We start from the raw sequence: 17,370 nt of genomic DNA on the forward strand, positions 1-17,370 counted from the left end.
GTGAAAAAAACTATATTTCGTCGTGTTTGAATATAGCGTCGAAGTCGGGAGGCGCGGGCTCCGTACTGTCGAGATCCAATGCGTGCTCGATATGCAAAAGATGATCCAGCATGCACTGCTTCGCGCCGGCGCTATCGTGCGCTTCGATCATGTCAACCAGATCGCGATGTTCGTGGTGCGGGCAAGCGGGGGTGTTAGGCTTGTCGTAGAGAGTGATGATAAGGCAAGTCAAGGCGGTCAACTCGCGCATGATGCGCGGCAAGAAACTGCTGGCGACCATATCTGCGATATGTATGTGGAACTCTCCGGAAAGCCTGATGATGCGGCGCAAGTCGTTGGCGTTGCGGGCTTCCTGTTCTTGCGCAACGTGCCGGCGCAGCGTGCGTACTTGGGCTGGCGTGACCTGCCTTGCGAGCAGGTCCACCATGCCCGGTTCGATCAGGCGGCGTGTGGTGAACAGTTCACGCGCTTCTTGCGTTGTTGGGCGAGCAATAAACGCGCCGCGGTTCGGAATAAGCGTAACCACTTTCTCGTGCGCCAGGCGGCTTAGCACTTGGCGCACTTTAGCGCGACTCGCGCCTGTGGCTTCCGTCAGACGCTCTTCCGCCAGTTTGGTGCCAGGAGCCAGCCGGCGCTCCATAATGGCCACCTGGATTCGCTGATAGATTTCATCGTTTGCCATCTCATGCCCTTTTGACGGGATGGGAGCATTAAATACCGTCGATGTCGCAGATACGTCCAATCCGCGTCTCCTGAATTATTCAAAAATAAAGTGGCCGGCCAGCGATGAGGGTTTGAACAACTAAGTAAACATCACAGTGCCGGATTGTGAACATTTTTTCCTGGATCGATTATATACGCGTGCCTCTGTGCGTCTGCGAGCTGAAACCTATGCAGGCATGGCTATATTGGCGGACGTTCGCGCTTCAGCAACGCTTGCATTGCCGCCGACAAGCCTTGATTTGGCTTAGGCGGCGGCGGTGAAAAGCTGCCTCTTTCAGCTGTGCCAGGCGCCAATGCGATCAAGGTCTCGGCATGTCGCACCGCGCTGGAAACCCCCTCGACTAAAGGCACGGGAATATCATTTCGTATGGTGCGGGCCAAACCTGCCAGGGGTGCGCCAGCCAGAATCAGTACATCAGCCCCGTCTGCGTCAATCGCCTGCATGCACAGTTCACGCAGCCGACTTTCATGATCGGTTTGCACCGTGCCGATATCCTGCAGCGGTTGCTGTAGGCAGCGTATGCTGGCCAGGCGTCCTGCCAGCCCATTAGCCTGCACACATTCGCGGTACCAGGCTGTGATCCGGTGTGAGATAGCAATAATCGAAAAGCGATTGCCCAACATGCAGGCGCTCATGAGCGCGGCTTCCGTGAGTCCGATCACAGGGATATCGACCGCTTCGCGGATGCCCCATAGCCCAGGATCTCCGAAGGCGGCAATCACGAGTGCATCGTATTTGGACGCTTTCTCGGCGGCCAGGTTGGCGGCGGCGTATGCGCCTATCAGCGCTTCAAAGCGGGTTTCTATGTATGCCACTCCCAATGGCGCTGTCACGACGTCGATATGGGTGGAGGCTGATGCGGCGCGCCTAGCCTCGGCCGCAATCAGATCGGAAACGCTTTGGGACGTATTGGGGTTAATCAACAGGATACGCATTAGAGACTCTTTATTGATTTATTGAAAGCCTCAAAATGAATTCTGAGGCTTTCACCGAGTTGCCAATAGTGGCGCTGTCTGGCCTTGACGTCAGACAGGCAGCTTCTTGCTGTAATCAATGAGCAAGGTAGAGCAAACGAATAGGCCTACCCCCGCCGCTGCAAACAGCATGAATGCCAGAAAAAAGGACCCGGTCATTTGTACGATCAGACCCACCAGGATAGGCACGCCTACACCGGCGATGTTGCCGCCCAGATTCATGGTGCCGCCTAAAAAGCCCACTGTATTGCGCGTACCGAGAATCGCGGGAATGCACCAGTAGAGGCCGCACCAGCGCAGAAAGAACAGCGTGGCCGACAGCATGACAACTACGGCAACGGGATCGGTAATTTGCGAAACACTGAATATGGACACGGTAGCGAGAATTGACGCAACGCCGCATAGCGTACGCATCACTTTGCCTTGCGAGGCGCCGGCAGCCCGCCATTTGTCCGCCAGCCAGCCGCCCACCAATTCGCCAACAAAGCCCGCAAAGAACATGATGAATACGGCGCCGCCCATCTGTTTGATGTTCAATCCACGCGCTTCGGAAAGATAGCTGGGTATCCAGGTCAGCAGGCCGTAGAACAGGGTATTGAAAAACATCCAGCCGAAGAACATGCCCCACACAGACCGGTATTTAAAAAAGTCCAGCAAACGGCCGCTGACGATGGCCGGCTCCGTAACCTGTTCCATTGCATGACTGGCTTCGATATGACGAGCCTCAGCGTCGTTGGCGCTGGGATGTTCACGTGGATTGTTGCGTATGTAATACCACGCCCAAAGCCCGGCGATCATCGTGCCTACGCCAGCGATAATGAAGGCTGCGCGCCACGAGTGAAAGATGACAATCAGAAACGAGATCAAGATGGCACCGAGAGCGGAGCCTAATGGGGCGCCGCCATCCAGGAGTGTCGCGCCACGTCCGCGTTCGTTTTGTGTCATCCACATGGCATTGAGTTTGCCGCCGGCGGGATAGATCGGTGCTTCGGATGCACCAAGGCCTAAGCGAGTAAGAAGCAGAATCACCCAGCTCACCGACGCTGCGGCGAGCGCCTGGAACAGGCCCCAGAAAAACGTTGCGCCAGCGATCACCACACGTGGCCCGAACCTGTCCGCCAGCATGCCGCCAGGGATTTGCATAAAGGCGTAGGTCCAGAAAAATGAGCTTAGCAGCAAGCCTTGTACCGCTGGACCAATATCGAACTCTTTGCCGATCAACGGCATGGCGACCGATATGGACGCCCGATCGACATAGTTGATGGTAACCAGGAACAGTATCAGAAAAAATATTTTCCATCGCACGCGGGTAGGCGCGGCGGCGGCGGACTGGCTGGCGTTGACCTCGAGTTGAGCTTCCATGGCTTGTCTCCAATGATTATGTTTTGTTTGCATGCATGAAACAGTGCAGCGCACACAATTTTTATTCCAATTTTTGCAAACTCTGGCACGAGTCTACTTGTTGGATAATCATATTGTGGACATAAACAATAGATAATGTCAACGATATTAATATTATTGTTTACAATTTATATGGGGATTCTTTTTGTTGTGAAACAAAGGGATATTTTTGTATTGCCAGTGTGGTAGGCAGGGGTCTTGATAGCGGTTGCCCAAGAAGGTCACCCACTCACCGAGGCCCGCGTACTGGACTCAACCGGACGCCATCTATAGTGTCTATGGGATCGGCAATAGGCTCGCCAAGCCGGTCAATGACGCGTAGCGTCTTGAGTTGCGTATCAACCTCGACCTGTGCCCCGTGCGGCACGAGAGCCGTAATGTCTGCATCGAAGCCCGCCAGCATGGTGATGCCGGCCAGCGCCGCGCCTTGCACCAGAATGGTATTGACCGAATTGAACACAATGGCCCGCGGAGCCATGTTGCGCGAGCGCATTTCATACAGCATCCATGCGCTGGCGACGCCGCCCTTGGCCGTGTCGAGCACCAGGATGCAGTCGACATAAGACTGTCCGGCCAGTTTATGGGTGGGCCGCGAAAACACTCCACGAAGCCGATCCAGATCGTAACGCGCCGAAAGGCCGTCGTGGGCGACAAGAGCCTTTCCTGCCACGTTATGCCCCATTGCCTGGCGGGCCTGCAATATCAATTCTTTCATTGAAGTTCCCCTTTTTCAGCTGCCGCGATGCAGGCTTCCATGGATGCGAGTTTGGGCACATAGCCGTATCCGCCCAGAATGTTGACCAGTTTTGCGCTATTGGTTGCCAGGTGTTTCCAGCCTTTGGTTTCTGCAATTTCGCGCGCATAAGACTGGTAGAAACACATGCCCGACATCACCGTGCCGCCGGCCGATTCAATGATTTCGGTGTAGCCGAACCGATCGGCGTCCGGCTTGATTTGCGGGCTGGTGATCGCCAATAAGGGCACCTTGAATGTGCGTCCTTGACTTAATTCGGCAATGGATCGCAATTCGAACAGACTGAGTTGCGGCGCCGAAAACACGACGACATCGACTCGGTTGTCGACGGCATAGCTTGCCTGTAGTGCGTCGATGTCGCTCTTGCCTATGTGATGTCGTAGCGGCAACATATGGCCGTTCACGTCCTGCGCGCGAAAGGCTTCGGGTGTGATCCCGACAATATGATAGAGCGCGGTCGACCCGAAACTGGCCATGGCTGCGCCGAAATGCTTGAGTTCGTCCGAAGAGGGAGAGCGGTCGATGCCTTCGATGACGGGCACCTGCCAATAGTTTCCGGCCAGGCGTCCGATGACGCCGCCGAGCGCCCCCCATTCGTTAAGGGTGCGCGGGGTCCATTCCACGGACACGTGCAACGTCGCCTGCCGGTGTTTGTCGAGATGGAAGCCGTAGCGCGGCGTACGGCCCGTCAAGCCGGCCGATAGCGCGGACGGGCCGCCTTCGAAATTGGATCGGGCGCCATTGACCGAGTTGGAGTAGATCACGACTCCCGTATCGCCAAAGGCGACATGTTCGCCGCGCGTGGCGGACAGCACCGTCTGGTAATTGATGCAGGTGTCTGTCATGCTGACACCCAGCGCCACAAAGGCATCGATCGCGCGTCTTTCCAGGTGCAGCATCCAGTCGGCCTGGCCAATGACATCCGCTTTTGAAAAGTCTGTTCCGCGTGGATCCGTGATGGTTGGCACCCGCACCCGATGCCGGCCGTCCTTGGCCTCGGCCAAGCTTTCGAGCCACAGCACGCCCGCCTGCCCCAGGCTTTCGGTATCGGCCATCACATGGGCTTGCGTGACCGGAACAAAATCCTGCGCACCGAAAAAATCGCCCACGGTGATCTGATGCCTGATGGCAATCCTGGCGACCTGGCCGAACTCTCCGGCCAGCATGGCTTTTTCTTCATCGTTTAAATTCAAGGTTTCACTCCAGAGAAAGGCCTGTTTCGCGAACGGCGTCGCCCCATTTGGCAATTTCCTTTTGTTGAAACGGCGCCAGGGGGATATCCAGGGTTTGTACGCCGATGTCACTGAGCCTGCGCGCATAGCTGTCGGACCGGACGATGTTTTCGAGGGCAGAGGTCAATTTTTGTTTTACCTCGGGCGGCAACTTCGCCGGGGCGAAAACGGCCCACCACGCGGTCGCTTCGAAGCCCTTGATCCCGGACTCGGACACGGTAGGTACATTGGGCAGCACTTTGGATCGGGTGAGGCTTGTTACAGCCAGTGCAATCAGGCTACCGCTAAGCACATGCGGCAATATCGACTGGACCGGATCGAACATCAATGGGATAGTCCCGCCTATCAGGTCAGTGACCGCCGGGGCGCTGCCTTTGTAGGGGACATGGGTCAGTTTGATGCCGGCGGCTTTGCAGAACATGGCGCCCGCGAGGTGGCCGGGAGTTCCGTTGCCTGCCGAGCCATAATTGATCGACCCGGGGTTGGCGCGGGCCTGGGCGATAAGGTCTGCCAAGGTCTTGAAGCCTGCCTTGGCGTTGACCACAATGCCGATGGGCGCACTGGCGATGGTGGCGATGGGCGTAAAGCTCGCCGTGACATCGTAGGGTAATTTTTTGTACAGCGTGGCATTGATGGCATTGGTGCCGACCGTTCCCATAAGCAGCGTATAGCCATCGGGCGCCGCCATGGCGACCGCGTCTGCGCCGATCGATCCGCCTGCGCCCCCCCGATTATCGATATAAACCTGCTGCTTCAACATATCGCCAAGCAGTTTCGCCAGGGGGCGGGCCACAATGTCGGTTGGCCCGCCCGCGGGAAAAGGCACGACCATTCTGATTTTTCGGGATGGATAGGCTTGCGCAAATGCCTGCATGGAATAACAAAGACTTGATAGCCCGGTGATTACAGGTGCAATGATCAGCTGACGGCGGCGGTTCGAAAATGACATGGCACTACCTCCTGGTTAATCAAACAGGCTGTCTTTCGGTGTATTAGTGCAGTTTCAGCCTTTTGGCGGTTTCGACCGGACGTAAGGCGCTTGCAATCTCCAGCGGCCCGGGCAAGCTTAATCTGAACGTATAGCGCTCCGGAATAATGTAGATACGCGTGAACTCGCAAATGGTCCCTGGGGCCGTGCGAGACGTCCTTTCCATGACAAGCACATTGGTTCGAGCATTGATGCTTAGCTCACGCGCCACTTGGACGGTTGCCGGCGCGCATCGGATGACCACGTCGGCGCGGCCAATGCGCAAGCCAAGAAACTGTTGCAGGATTTCATAGACTATCAAGTCACGTGCGCGCTTTTCGCCCACCGCTGCGGCCGATGCGGGCAAAAATGCTTCCACGACGGCGAAAGGCTGTCCGTCCACACAGTAGCGGCGCCGCAGGCGCACCGGCAGATCGAGCCCGTGGGCAAGCGTTCGATCGGTGCGGCCCGCCGAAATCGAAAATTCGAGCAGCTCGGTCTGAGGCTCGACGCCCTGGTTGCGCAAGGCATCCTGAAACCCTTGAAGCATGCTCAGGTCTTGATGCAGGGGCGGCCGCGACACAAACGTGCCCTTGCCGCGATGCGCCACGACCTGCCCATTGCGGGTGAGCAGCGCAATGGCCTGGCGCACGGTAATGCGGCTGACACCATGCATGGACATCAGTTCGGTTTCGCTGGGTATGCGCATGCCCGGGGCCAGACGGCCCGTCGAAATCTCGTTTGCCAGGCGATTGGCAATTTGCATATAGAGAGGTTCTTCGCAGAGGGGATCAAGCACGGCTTGCGATGCCGCGGCTTTCTTGATGCTGCGTCGCATGATCATAATGTCCTATATTGTATTAATACATTATAGAATAAGCGGGCAAATTTACGCTATGTTTTTTAATGCGGGCAAGCTTCGCGCACGGCGCAATTCCGTTGCTAAATCAATCGCGGGCCGACTGGGGTGGCAGCCACAAGGGCTGCCGCTACATGATTGACGGACGCGTATTTGTAGCGGCAGCCCTTGTGGCTGCCATTAATACACTAAGCAATAGTCTGTCTTCCTCGTCAACGTCGCAGACTTCAACAACAACCGCCGCCGTCCCGGATGGATTCATGTCGGCATTGACAACAACTTGTTATGCGTCGGGAAACCGGGCGCCCATTGCGGCGGCAATGACTTGCATGTCGTGATCGCTTATGGAAAAAATCCCGAACCGAAATTGATAACCCCAATTCCGTGCCCCGGCCGAAAACTCCAGCGTGTCAAGCAAAGCCTTGATCGGGGCTTCGTGGGCTGCCATCCATAGTACGTCTCGACGGAAGGGGACGAATCCGCCGCCCATATCGAAGGGATAAGGTTCCTTGTTTTTAACGACCCCTATGGCCGTGAAGGCCTGCAGCTTTTTTTTGCTGTTGAAATCAAGCACGGGTGAATAGTAGACGATGCGGTCTGCGGGCTTTATACGATGTAGTGGCGCCGCTTTGCCGTGGCAAACCTGCATGAAGCCGGCTTCGCGGCCTCGCTGCACGTGATCGGCCGATGCCACGGCAATCCAGTTTTGAGTCATTCTGCAGACAGCGCAAATACGCGCAAGCGGTGGCCGTCCGGATCGAGGGCAACAAAGGTGTAGCCGAAATCCAGCTGGGTCGGCGCCTGCGCCACAGCCAGCCCGCGGCCCACCCATTCGGTGTGCATGGCGCGAACGGTATTGTTGTCGGCGACCGAGAAAGCGAGCTCGGCCCCGCCGCCGGTGGCCGTGGCGGCCGGTTCTACCGTGTGTTTGGACCACAAACCGAGCTTGAGGCCCGAATCCAGGACGAACAGGGCAAACGTCGGCGAGGTTTCGACGGGAGCTCTACCAAGCAATGCGGTATAGAAGCTGGCGCTGGAAGCGGGGCTGTCGACGTAAAGAAGGACATAAGTAGGATGAGTCATGCCGGTGCTCCTTGATGATGGACGGGGTCGTCTCTGAGGCAGGGATGGTTCCTGTGCAGATTGATGTCATCCTAACGCCGGCTGCTGTCAGATTCTGTCAGTAGCGTTTGAGCTTCGCATCATCCCGCCTGATGCCTGATCGTCGTGGCGGTCAGCGACCGGCCGCATCGATCACCTTGTCGGTATGCCTTGCGCCTTTCTCCACTCTCTGAGCAGGGCTTGCTTGCTGCGCGGGTATTGCGGGCCTGGCCAGGAAAGGGAAGATATCCTGTCTGTCCGAAAATGACGGAAATCGTCTCGCAGCTCACACCATGAAACAAGCAGGCGGGATGTCTCGAAGAACCCAATGGCAAATGGCCATATCGTGCGCTGCGATTCAACCCCCTCTTGATCGGAATAGGTGATGGACAGCTTATGCCCGGTGCGGATGGCCTTTCTTACCAGCCCCAAATCGATGTCTTCCGGACTTACCGTGTCATGAGGCCCGACAAACAGTGCGTTGTTATCCATATTGCCGCGGAGGTCTTTGGGAAGAACCGCGGCGATCTTGGCCAGGGCATTCGACGCCGCCGACGCAAGCTGCTTGTCTGCCCGCTTGCTGACCCAGCGCGAACCCAGCACCAGAGCCTCGATCTCGTCGTCGGAAAACATGAGCGGGGGCAGCATGAAGCCAGGCTGCAGAATGTAGCCCATGCCGCGTCCTCCCTCGATCATGGCGCCTTGCGCCTGAAGAGAGGCAATATCCCGGTAGAGAGAGGTTCGTAGGCTGACACCCAGATCGTTGGCCAGTTTTTTGCCGCTTACAGGCAGGCGATAGCGGCGCAACAGCTGAAGCAGCTCAAGAAGACGTTCTGATCGTGACATTTTGAGTCGCCTGTTTCGGTTTGTGCCGTCAGTTTAAAATTATTTCCTGTTGATGATTGTCTACCTATCGGGGTGTGCGCTTATCGTAGTCGTTGTGTAAGTGCCTCTGCCTGCTCGGCGAATTTCTCCGGGTTATTCCGTTCCAGTTTCGCCAGGTTGTGCAGTTTCCAGCGAATCTCCGGGAGATGCTCGATATGTGAAATTCCCAACAGCGGCGATTCGGGGTGGCCAGTAACGAGCGACAACAGAAAGCGGCGTTCTTCCGCATCAAGGCCGCTTTGGAGCTCTTGTATCATTCGCGCTCGCGCGCCCAATAGCGCACGCAATTCGACTGGTTGGTTTGTCATGCCTTTGAAGTTGCGTTCGTAGTCCTGGCTGACGTCTCGTAGTGACGGGAACAACACCTCGTGAAGGGGTCGATTGTGGCTGGCGAGGTAGATTACGAGTGCGCCGCTGGCAAAGACAAATGGAGTAACTTGAGTTAACAGGCGTGCGGTGTCAAGGTAGATTGAGTTCATGGCTTGAGCACCAGCAGTCCGTCAGCCGACCGAGATACCCAGGCTCTGGCGCTTCCGGTGGGCAGTTGTGTGGAATCCAGCTTCGCGGCCCAAGGGAGGGAGAACTCGCGTCCGAGTTGCAGGCACAGACGTACCGTCTTGACACTAGTGCAATGGTGCAGCAAGTCGCACAGCACATCAGTGCGTAAGCTGTATGCACTCTCCGCGAGTTGACGCGCTTCCTGTAGCGGTTGGCGTACGCCCACCTCGCTTAGCATTTCCAGTAGTGCACGCTCAGGCGTTGAGACCCGGGGTGCGCCGCTGCGTCTTTCAAACGGCCCAGCATAAAGCGGGTCGACGGGTGGCTCGTCGAACAGCCGTTTGCGGTGATACTCCGCCGGGAAGCGCTCTATGAACCAGCCAGGCAGATGGGCCGCTGTCCAGCCATACAGATGCAGGACTGGATGCTGTGATAGGTAGTGTCTTATGCCGTACCAGTCGAGGGCAGATTTGCCGCCAACGTGCAGCCCAACGACTGTGCGCTGCAGTAGGATCAGGCAGGGGTGCAGTTCCAGCGTATCGCTGGGGCGGCAGTACACGCCGCGCGCCAGTCGGAAAAGCCAACCGGAGCGCGCGTAGTGGACAGCCAGGTCGGCAGAGATGCCCTGTGCTGCCAATCCCTCAGAGGTTAATGGCGTACCTGGAGCCCATTGTCTGTAGAGAGATTTTAGTTTATTTCTATTAGTCGTAGTCATACTACGATATTTATCGTTATTTAAAGAAGTTGCCAAGCTTTATTTGGTATCTATTATCGTAGTTTAATTACGACAAAATAAAATTTTCTAAGAAACGGCCTTTCTACAGTCAGTTTATGAGAACAGTGTGGGGGCCTGTTCTCTCAACGCGGATTCGTCACCGATTCGGTAGCCCATCGCGCGGTATCCGCGCTGGCGCTTATCCCACATTCGCAGCAGTACGGGGTGGCCGATGTCTACGAAGTCGATGATCCGCACGTCGGTTTTTCCAGCGTGTTCGCGATGCAATCGGCCCGCGTACTGTTGCAGCGTCCCCTTCCATGACACGGGCATTGCAAGCACAAGAGTGTCAAGCGATGGATGGTCAAAGCCTTCTCCGATTAGCCTGCCGGTCGCCAGCAAGACGCGTGGCGCGTCCGGCGGCAGTGCGTCGAGTCCCATGATCAAGTTGGCTCGCTGTTTCTTCGAAATCCGCCCATGCAGCACAAATGGGGATGGCACCTTTCCGTCAAGTGCGGCCAGGATGGCATCAAGGTGCTCGGTACGTTCAGTCAGGACGAGCACCTTTCGGCCTCGGTAAAAGGCCTGCTCGATTTCGGCGGCGATCGCCATTGTCCGGCCCTGATTGTTGACCAAGTGACGGAACACGTCCTGAATCCCGGCTTCCTGCGGCAAATCGATACGTCCGTAGATCGAATGCGGCACCACTTCCAGATCTCGCGGAGCACTTGTGGGCCTTGCCGCCGTATAGCGGATTGGGCCGCATTGCATGAAGATGATGGGCTGCTGGCTGTCACGGCGGATTGGCGTGGCTGTCAAGCCGAGCACGTATTTCGCCTTGACGTGTTTCAGAATGGTTTCAAACGACACGGCCCCAATGTGGTGGCATTCATCAACGATGACGTGACCGTAGTGCTCGACCAGTGGGTTGATCTCGCCTTGATGCGACAGGGATTGCATCACCGCAATATCAATCTTGCCAGTTGGCTTGGCCTTGCCGCCTCCAATGGTGCCAATCATGTCTTGCCCGGCGTCCAGGAATACCTGTAGACGCTCCTGCCATTGTTTGAGTAATGTGGTGCGATGCACCAGCACCAAGGTGTTAACGCCGCGACGGGCGATCATTGCGGCGGCAATCACCGTCTTGCCGAATGCAGTGGGTGCGCACAACACGCCGGCTTCATGATGGAGCATTGCCGCGGCGGCTGTTTCCTGGTCGAGCCGTAGCGTTCCCGCAAAGCTAGCGTCGAGCGACCGACCTTCAAACCGTTCGTCACGCAGATCACAATAGATTCCGTGATCGCGTAATAGCGCCTGAGCGGCATCAAGGCAACCACGTGGCAATGCAATGTGCTGTGGGTAGTTTTCGGCACAACCGATCACGCGGGGTTTGTCCCATACCGACATTCGCATTGCTTGCGCTTTGTAGAATTCGGGATTCTGGAAGGCAGCTAGGCGGATCAGGCGATTGGCCAGCGGTTGTGGCAATTGATTCTTTTCGAAATAGACGAGATTTGCCATAGTCACGGTGACCTCCTTAGGCATCGTCCCTGGCAGCTTCCCGATGACGGGTGGCGGACGCTTCCACGGCTGCGCTTGATCTTCTTCGTCAATAAATGTCACATCCAGGGGATGTGCGCCGCCAGTGGCGAGCAAAATGGAGGGCTCGATGTCCTGCGGCAGCATAGGTTGGACGGATGCGAGGAACGCCCACTGGTCGGCATACGGGCGCAAGGCGGCATCGACAAATACGCTACAGCCGTTTTCGCGAGACCTTTTTTGGAGAGGCAAGGCGATCAGGTTGCCAAAGCCGCCTTTGGGCATTGTGTCCTGGTTGGGAAATAGCCGATCGTACGAGGTCAACTTCATTTGTCGCGTACGCGCACAGGTGTGGCTGATAATGGCAGTGCCTAGTCTTCGGGCATCACGGGCGGGTACTGGGTTCGAGAAAAAAATCCAGGCGTGCGCGCCCTTGCCGGAACGAGAGATTTCGATGGCGATCGGCACACCGAGCTCCTCGCAAGACTGAGTGAATGCTTGCGTATCTTCTCTCCATTCGGCCTCGTCGAAGTCGATTGCAAGGAAATAACAAGTGTCATTGGTTAGCAGCGGATAGACGCCTGCTGTATGCTTGCCGGCCAGATGATCATAAATGACTGAATCCGACAAAGGCATCAGCAAGCGCTTGTCGCAGTTTGAACACTTGATACGTGGCTTTTCGCAGATGCCGGCCCGCCACTCGTTGGCGCAGGCGGGAGCGTACCCAGATTTGCCGGTCGCTTTGCTTTCCCAGCGAACGGGATAGATGTCGGTTCGCCCGCGGAAAAGTCGGCGAAAGAGTGTCACCTTATCGGCGATGGACAATCGTGGGGATTCGTCCTCGGTTGCTGTCACTGACGGTTCTGATGGCAAGCGCCACTCAATGCCGCGTGCTTCGAGCAATGCGATCAATCGGGCGTTTTCTATCTGTAGCGCCATTGTAGGGTCATGGCTAGCCGTGGATTCTGTGCCTGACATTGAAGTAGAATCTTTCGGTTTCATTTTTCGAGAAACACTGGCTTTCGTGATCAGATGGCATTAGAATCCTGATCAGTCGATATTAAATTCCTGATTGGTCGGCATTAGAATCCTGATTGGTCGAGATCAAAATCCTGATTGGTCGGCGTTTAATTCCTGATTGGACGACATTGGATCATATAAGCCCTAATCCCACATTTATACCGCGTTTCGTCGAGGCCAATGTTAGGGCCGCGCTCCACGACACGCCGGTAGTTTTGATTAACGGCCCGCGCCAGTGCGGAAAGACCACGCTGGTGCGCCAATTAACGGGCGAATTGCATACCTATATCACCCTTGATGATGATACGGCGCTGGCTGCCGCCCGCAGTGACCCGGCTGGCTTTGTACGTGGGCTGGAGTATGCCGTGATAGATGAGGTGCAGCGCGCGCCGGCGCTGCTGCGGGCGATAAAAAAGTCGGTTGACGAAAATCGTAGCCCGGGCCGTTTCTTGCTTACCGGATCTGCGGACGTTTTGGTGTTGCCTCAGATAACGGAAAGTTTAGCTGGCCGCATGGCTGTGATTAGCTTGTTGCCGTTCGCTCAGGCTGAGGTCAATCGCAATAAATCCGATTTTCTCGCACAAGCGTTTAGCGGCCGTGTTGTGAAAGTTGCACAACCCATTATGGGAGCTCAGCTTGTTGAACGTGTGCTGGGTGGCGGGTACCCGGAAATGTTGCTTCGGACTCCTAAAAGGCGGCAGGTGTGGGCTCGTGATTATATTAATGCCATCGTGCAGCGCGACGTGCGTGATATTGCCAGTTTGGACAAGCTGGATCAGCTTCCTCGCCTACTGCGCATGTTCGCACATCACAGCGGGCAGCTTACCAATTTTACGCAATTAGGCAACCAACTTGGACTAGATGCCAAAACGATCAGAAGGTATACCGTCGTTTTTGAACAGCTGTTTTTGTTGCGTCGAGTTGAGCCGTGGTTTGATAACCGGATCAAGAGACTTATTAAAACGCCTAAGGTGCATTTCTTTGATGCGGGATTGCTGGCTGCAATACTGGTGGCAACTGCGGAGGGAATTAAGAAAGATCGTTCGATCTTCGGCCCCATACTGGAAACCTTTGTTTTTTCCGAGGTGTTGAAGCACATTTCGTGGTCCGATGAAATTTACAGCTTGTACCATTACCGCGACAAGGATAACGATGAAGTCGATATCATTATTGAAAATGAGCACGGCAACCTGGTGGGGATTGAGGTTAAAGCGGCGGCATCAGTAAATGCTGCCGATTTCAAAGGTTTGCGCAAGTTGGCCAGCGTGCGTCAGGACACTTTCAAGCTAGGCATTGTGCTTTACGATGGCGACAAAGTAATTCCTTTTAATGATCAATTTGTTGCGGCGCCTATTTCTTGCTTGTGGAGCTGATAGGCCCTCAAACATCGATCCGGTACAGTTAAAACATGAATCTGAAAAACCAGGCGGTGTCGGTTGACGAGTTCGGTATTGCAACGCTGACCCTCAGCAACGGCGGCCCGCTGAATATTATTGGCAGCCAGGTGGCTCAAGACCTTGCCGCGCTTATCCGTTCGTTGGCGGCGGACACTTCCATCAGGGCTTTGATCATTCAGGGGACCGGCAGCAAAACGTTTATTGGCGGGGCCGACATCAAGGAAATGGTCGATCTGAAGCCGGCGTCGGCTGAAACGTTTATACGTTGCTTGTATGAACTATGCGAATCGGTAAGGGTTTTTCCTGCGCCGACCATTGCAAAGATCGATGGGTGGTGTATTGGAGTGGGCCTGGAATTGGCGGCGTGTTGCGATGTGCGTTATGCGTCGGCAAAATCGCAGTTCACCATGCCCGAAGTGAAGCTCGGTATACCGTCCGTTATCCAGGGCGCGTTGCTGTCGCGGCTGATCGGCGAGGGGCGAGCCCGTTGGTTGATGCTTTCGGGAAACGTGATTGATGCTCCGACGGCGCTGGCCTGGGGCCTGTTGAACGGTGTGGCAGAGCCTGAAAGCCTGGATGCCCTGGTAGGCGAGTTTGCCCGCGGCCTTGCCGCTTGCGGTGCGGCGGGCATGAAAATACAGAAGCAGTTGCTGATCGAATGGGAAGCGCCTTATCTCGATGATGTCGTTAAGCGAAGCATCGGGCGCTTTGGTCAAGCTTTTGAGAGCGATGAGCCGCATATTCGCATGAGCGAGTTTTTTCACAATAAAAAGATGCGGTAAAAGAATAAGTAACGATTACCCAACAGGGTCGAGGGATAGGTAATGCATCAAAAGAAGTTGCAGTCGTCAATAAAAATAGGCATCGAGCATCACCAGGCCGGGCGCGTGGCGCAGGCCGTGGCGATTTATTCTTCCATACTGCAGGCGCATCCTCATAACCCGCAGGCCTTGTACTTGCTCGGTTTGATCGCCCAGGAATCGGGCGACCATAAAAAGGCGGTTGCGCTTTTCACCAAGGGGCGCAACGCCAGTCCGTCTGAACCGGTATTCCATTTGCAGCTTGGCATATCGTTGAATCATTTAGGGGCTGTGGATGATGCAATTTCCAGTTGTAGGGCGGCACTGGCTTTAAACCCCGCGTATGTCGAAGCCCATTGCAATCTGGGCAATGTGCTTGCACGCATGGGTGATGCGGATGCCGCCATAGCCAGCTACCGCCGTGCGCTGCAGCTGGCACCCGATATGGCGCAGATCCACTACAACATCGGGGTGCTGTTTCAAGAGCAATTTCAACCGGAAAAAGCGATTGAATGCTTTCGGGATGCCATACGCCACAAAGAAGATTATGCGGCGGCCTACAATAATCTGGGTGTTGCATTAAGCGAAACGGGTGATCTGGACGAGGCGATCGTTTGTTATCGCAAGGCGCAGGAATTGGCGCCCGATTTCGCGGACCCTTTTTATAATTCGCATGCGCTGTTATTGGGTCTTGACGATAAGACGGCGTCCATTTCCTGCCTGGATCAAGCCTTGAAAATTCAACCCGGCAATGACACCTATCGCTTTTCGCTGGGGATGCTTCACGACTACCTGGGTGATGCAGAAAAGGCGGCGGCTTGTTTTAATGCCTTGCCCAAGAGTGATCCACTTGCAGCGGATATGGACGCCTGGGATTACCTCAAATCCTTGGACGGCGCACGGCCGTCTGTGATGGGAAGCGCTCTGCAAACATTCAAATTTGCCATCGATCGCGCACGAACAGATGGCCTGGTGCTGGAGTTCGGCGTGTTCCACGGGAAGTCGATCCGCCTGATTGCATCGCTCGTGGATACGGCCGTTCACGGGTTCGACAGCTTTGAGGGCATTCCGGATGACTGGAACCAGGAGTTGAAAGGCAGCTATTCAACCCGGGGAGTCATCCCCAGCGTGCCGGACAAGGTGCAGCTTCATGCCGGATGGTTCGAGGATTCGATTCCGGCATTCATTGAAAAAGAGCGCGGCCCCATCCGTTTTATGAACGTGGATTGCGATCTCTATAGTTCAACCAAAACGGTATTGGAGCTTCTTGCCGGCCAAATCGTTTCGGGCACGGTGATTGTATTCGATGAATACATAGGGAACTCATCCTGGCGCGACGATGAGTTCAAGGCGTTTAACGAAGCGGCGCAAAAGCACCGCTGGTCCTATGAGGTTCTGTGTTTCAGCTTCGTGACCAAACAGGTGGCTATCCGGATTTCCGGCTGCGCGGCATGAGCGAGCTCTTTCGCAATAAAAAGAAGCGATGACGATTGTCTGGCGTATTGGATTTAAAGTGTTTTCGGTCAAACGGCGGTATACGGCACGGGACGTGTAGGTATTTGAAGACGCCGTCTATGGGGGCCGGGGCGGGGCCGGCACGGCGTGCTTGATCCGGATCTGCCTCGTCCAGGCGGGCGTCGGGCCAAACTCGCTACGCCGCTGGCGCGGCTGCGCGCAAACATGGCCCGCCGACAGCCCCCGCCTTCCCTTCGTCAGCATCCGGAGCACGCCTTACGCCGGCCCCGCCCCGGCCCCCATAGACGGCTCGCGTCGTGGCATGCCCGAAACTCACTGGCCCGCAGCCTGTCACGTTGGCCGCTGCCCCACACATTCCTCTGTGCACTCTATCAGCGCAGCCGCAGGGCGAGGGGTGGGTACCGTCCGGTCATTCGGCCAGCGCCGGGTACTGACGAAGGGAAGGCGGGGGGTGTCGTCGGGCGCTGTTTGAGATTCTATAGTTTTAATCAAGCCTTTTTCAGTAAAAAACGATTTAAATCGAACGGCTTTTGGCTACGCCATAGGGCAAAAGCGATACTCAGCAGTTTGCGACCCAGAATAACGAAGGCGGCGGTGGAACTCAGGCCGTGCGCGCGTAAAGCTTCATAGCGGGACTGGAACACTTTGGATCGGCTGGCAGAAAACCCCATCATGTATAACTGGCGGCGTAGCCAGGGCGCGCCGCGCTTGCTTAACCGGCGCAGGCCCCGTTTTTGACCGGAGTCCATGGGGCGCGGGTCCAGTCCCGTGAACGCGATGAGGGCACCGATATTTTTGAACTCGATGCGACGAAATAAACACAGAAGCATCGTGGCGCCTTGCACCCCCACGCCGGGAATCGTCTGTAGCCTTTGCGCCTCGGCGGCTAGGGCCGGCTCGCTCTGAGCTTGCTGGGCGATGTGCTCATCGATCGTCGCGATCACCTGATTAAATTGCGTGATCAGCGCCTTGAGCTGCGGGGCAATGAGGGCGACGTCGCGCAGCGACTGCTGCAGCGCGGCACGCTG

At 56.0% G+C, this 17,370-nt stretch carries 17 protein-coding genes; 3 read left to right on the forward strand and 14 right to left on the reverse strand.

Features of this window, described 5'->3' with window-relative positions; all coding sequences use genetic code 11:
• Positions 1 to 10 precede the first annotated feature (10 nt).
• From EDC26_RS18380 to EDC26_RS18440, 13 genes are all read right to left on the reverse strand, one after another.
• On the reverse strand, positions 11 to 682 hold the full coding sequence (locus tag EDC26_RS18380) for a GntR family transcriptional regulator (RefSeq protein ID WP_132585532.1): 672 nt from the start codon (positions 680 to 682) through the stop codon (positions 11 to 13).
• A 221-nt stretch (positions 683 to 903) separates the two neighbouring features.
• Positions 904 to 1,659 (reverse strand): aspartate/glutamate racemase family protein, encoded by a 756-nt coding sequence (locus EDC26_RS18385; protein WP_132585535.1) that lies wholly within the window; start codon positions 1,657 to 1,659, stop codon positions 904 to 906.
• 90 nt (positions 1,660 to 1,749) lie between these two features.
• Positions 1,750 to 3,060: an MFS transporter gene (locus tag EDC26_RS18390; RefSeq protein ID WP_132585538.1), complete on the reverse strand. Its 1,311-nt coding sequence runs from the start codon at positions 3,058 to 3,060 to the stop codon at positions 1,750 to 1,752.
• A 268-nt stretch (positions 3,061 to 3,328) separates the two neighbouring features.
• A complete protein-coding gene (locus EDC26_RS18395; RefSeq protein ID WP_132585541.1) occupies positions 3,329 to 3,814 on the reverse strand; it encodes an aconitase X swivel domain-containing protein in 486 nt (161 codons plus the stop codon).
• Positions 3,811 to 5,046 carry an aconitase X gene (locus tag EDC26_RS18400; protein WP_132585544.1) on the reverse strand — a complete coding sequence of 412 codons (1,236 nt, stop codon included), beginning with the start codon at positions 5,044 to 5,046 and terminating at the stop codon, positions 3,811 to 3,813. The genes EDC26_RS18395 and EDC26_RS18400 overlap by 4 nt, the downstream gene beginning before the upstream one ends.
• 4 nt (positions 5,047 to 5,050) lie before the next feature.
• Complete coding sequence (locus EDC26_RS18405) at positions 5,051 to 6,034, reverse strand: Bug family tripartite tricarboxylate transporter substrate binding protein (RefSeq protein WP_132585547.1); 984 nt, start codon at positions 6,032 to 6,034, stop codon at positions 5,051 to 5,053.
• 43 nt (positions 6,035 to 6,077) lie between these two features.
• The gene (locus EDC26_RS18410; protein WP_165931067.1) at positions 6,078 to 6,890 is read right to left on the reverse strand and encodes a GntR family transcriptional regulator; all 813 of its coding nucleotides are present in this window, start codon (positions 6,888 to 6,890) and stop codon (positions 6,078 to 6,080) included.
• A gap of 304 nt (positions 6,891 to 7,194) precedes the next feature.
• Positions 7,195 to 7,626, reverse strand: a complete 432-nt coding sequence (locus tag EDC26_RS18415) for an EVE domain-containing protein (protein ID WP_132585553.1) — start codon at positions 7,624 to 7,626, stop codon at positions 7,195 to 7,197.
• Entirely contained in the window at positions 7,623 to 7,994 is a 372-nt protein-coding gene (locus EDC26_RS18420) for a VOC family protein (RefSeq protein WP_132585556.1), read from the reverse strand. Before EDC26_RS18420 ends, EDC26_RS18415 begins: the two co-directional genes overlap by 4 nt.
• Positions 7,995 to 8,165: 171 nt before the next feature.
• Complete coding sequence (locus EDC26_RS18425) at positions 8,166 to 8,858, reverse strand: helix-turn-helix transcriptional regulator (RefSeq protein WP_132585559.1); 693 nt, start codon at positions 8,856 to 8,858, stop codon at positions 8,166 to 8,168.
• Positions 8,859 to 8,938: 80 nt separating this feature from the next.
• Positions 8,939 to 9,376, reverse strand: a complete 438-nt coding sequence (locus tag EDC26_RS18430; protein ID WP_132585562.1) for a hypothetical protein — start codon at positions 9,374 to 9,376, stop codon at positions 8,939 to 8,941.
• Complete coding sequence (locus tag EDC26_RS18435) at positions 9,373 to 10,110, reverse strand: type IV toxin-antitoxin system AbiEi family antitoxin domain-containing protein (protein WP_132585565.1); 738 nt, start codon at positions 10,108 to 10,110, stop codon at positions 9,373 to 9,375. The genes EDC26_RS18430 and EDC26_RS18435 overlap by 4 nt, the downstream gene beginning before the upstream one ends.
• Positions 10,111 to 10,224: 114 nt before the next feature.
• On the reverse strand, positions 10,225 to 12,588 hold the full coding sequence (locus tag EDC26_RS18440) for a TOTE conflict system archaeo-eukaryotic primase domain-containing protein (RefSeq protein WP_207915199.1): 2,364 nt from the start codon (positions 12,586 to 12,588) through the stop codon (positions 10,225 to 10,227).
• A 155-nt stretch (positions 12,589 to 12,743) separates the two neighbouring features.
• Here EDC26_RS18440 and EDC26_RS18445 point away from each other — a divergent pair, with 155 nt between their 5' ends.
• From EDC26_RS18445 to EDC26_RS18455, 3 genes are read left to right on the forward strand one after another with little or no spacing between them, the layout of a single operon-like run.
• Positions 12,744 to 14,042 carry an ATP-binding protein gene (locus tag EDC26_RS18445; protein ID WP_243700977.1) on the forward strand — a complete coding sequence of 433 codons (1,299 nt, stop codon included), beginning with the start codon at positions 12,744 to 12,746 and terminating at the stop codon, positions 14,040 to 14,042.
• Positions 14,043 to 14,077: 35 nt separating this feature from the next.
• A complete protein-coding gene (locus EDC26_RS18450; RefSeq protein WP_132585571.1) occupies positions 14,078 to 14,848 on the forward strand; it encodes an enoyl-CoA hydratase in 771 nt (256 codons plus the stop codon).
• 42 nt (positions 14,849 to 14,890) lie between these two features.
• Positions 14,891 to 16,321, forward strand: coding sequence for a tetratricopeptide repeat protein (locus tag EDC26_RS18455; RefSeq protein ID WP_132585574.1), 1,431 nt, complete (start codon positions 14,891 to 14,893; stop codon positions 16,319 to 16,321).
• A 509-nt stretch (positions 16,322 to 16,830) separates the two neighbouring features.
• Here EDC26_RS18455 and EDC26_RS18460 read toward each other — a convergent pair.
• A partial coding sequence (locus tag EDC26_RS18460) for a transposase (protein WP_132585577.1) occupies positions 16,831 to 17,370 on the reverse strand: 540 nt, incomplete at its 5' end.

The sequence above is a fragment of the Paralcaligenes ureilyticus genome, assembly GCF_004346225.1.
GTDB lineage: Bacteria > Pseudomonadota > Gammaproteobacteria > Burkholderiales > Burkholderiaceae_B > Paralcaligenes > Paralcaligenes ureilyticus.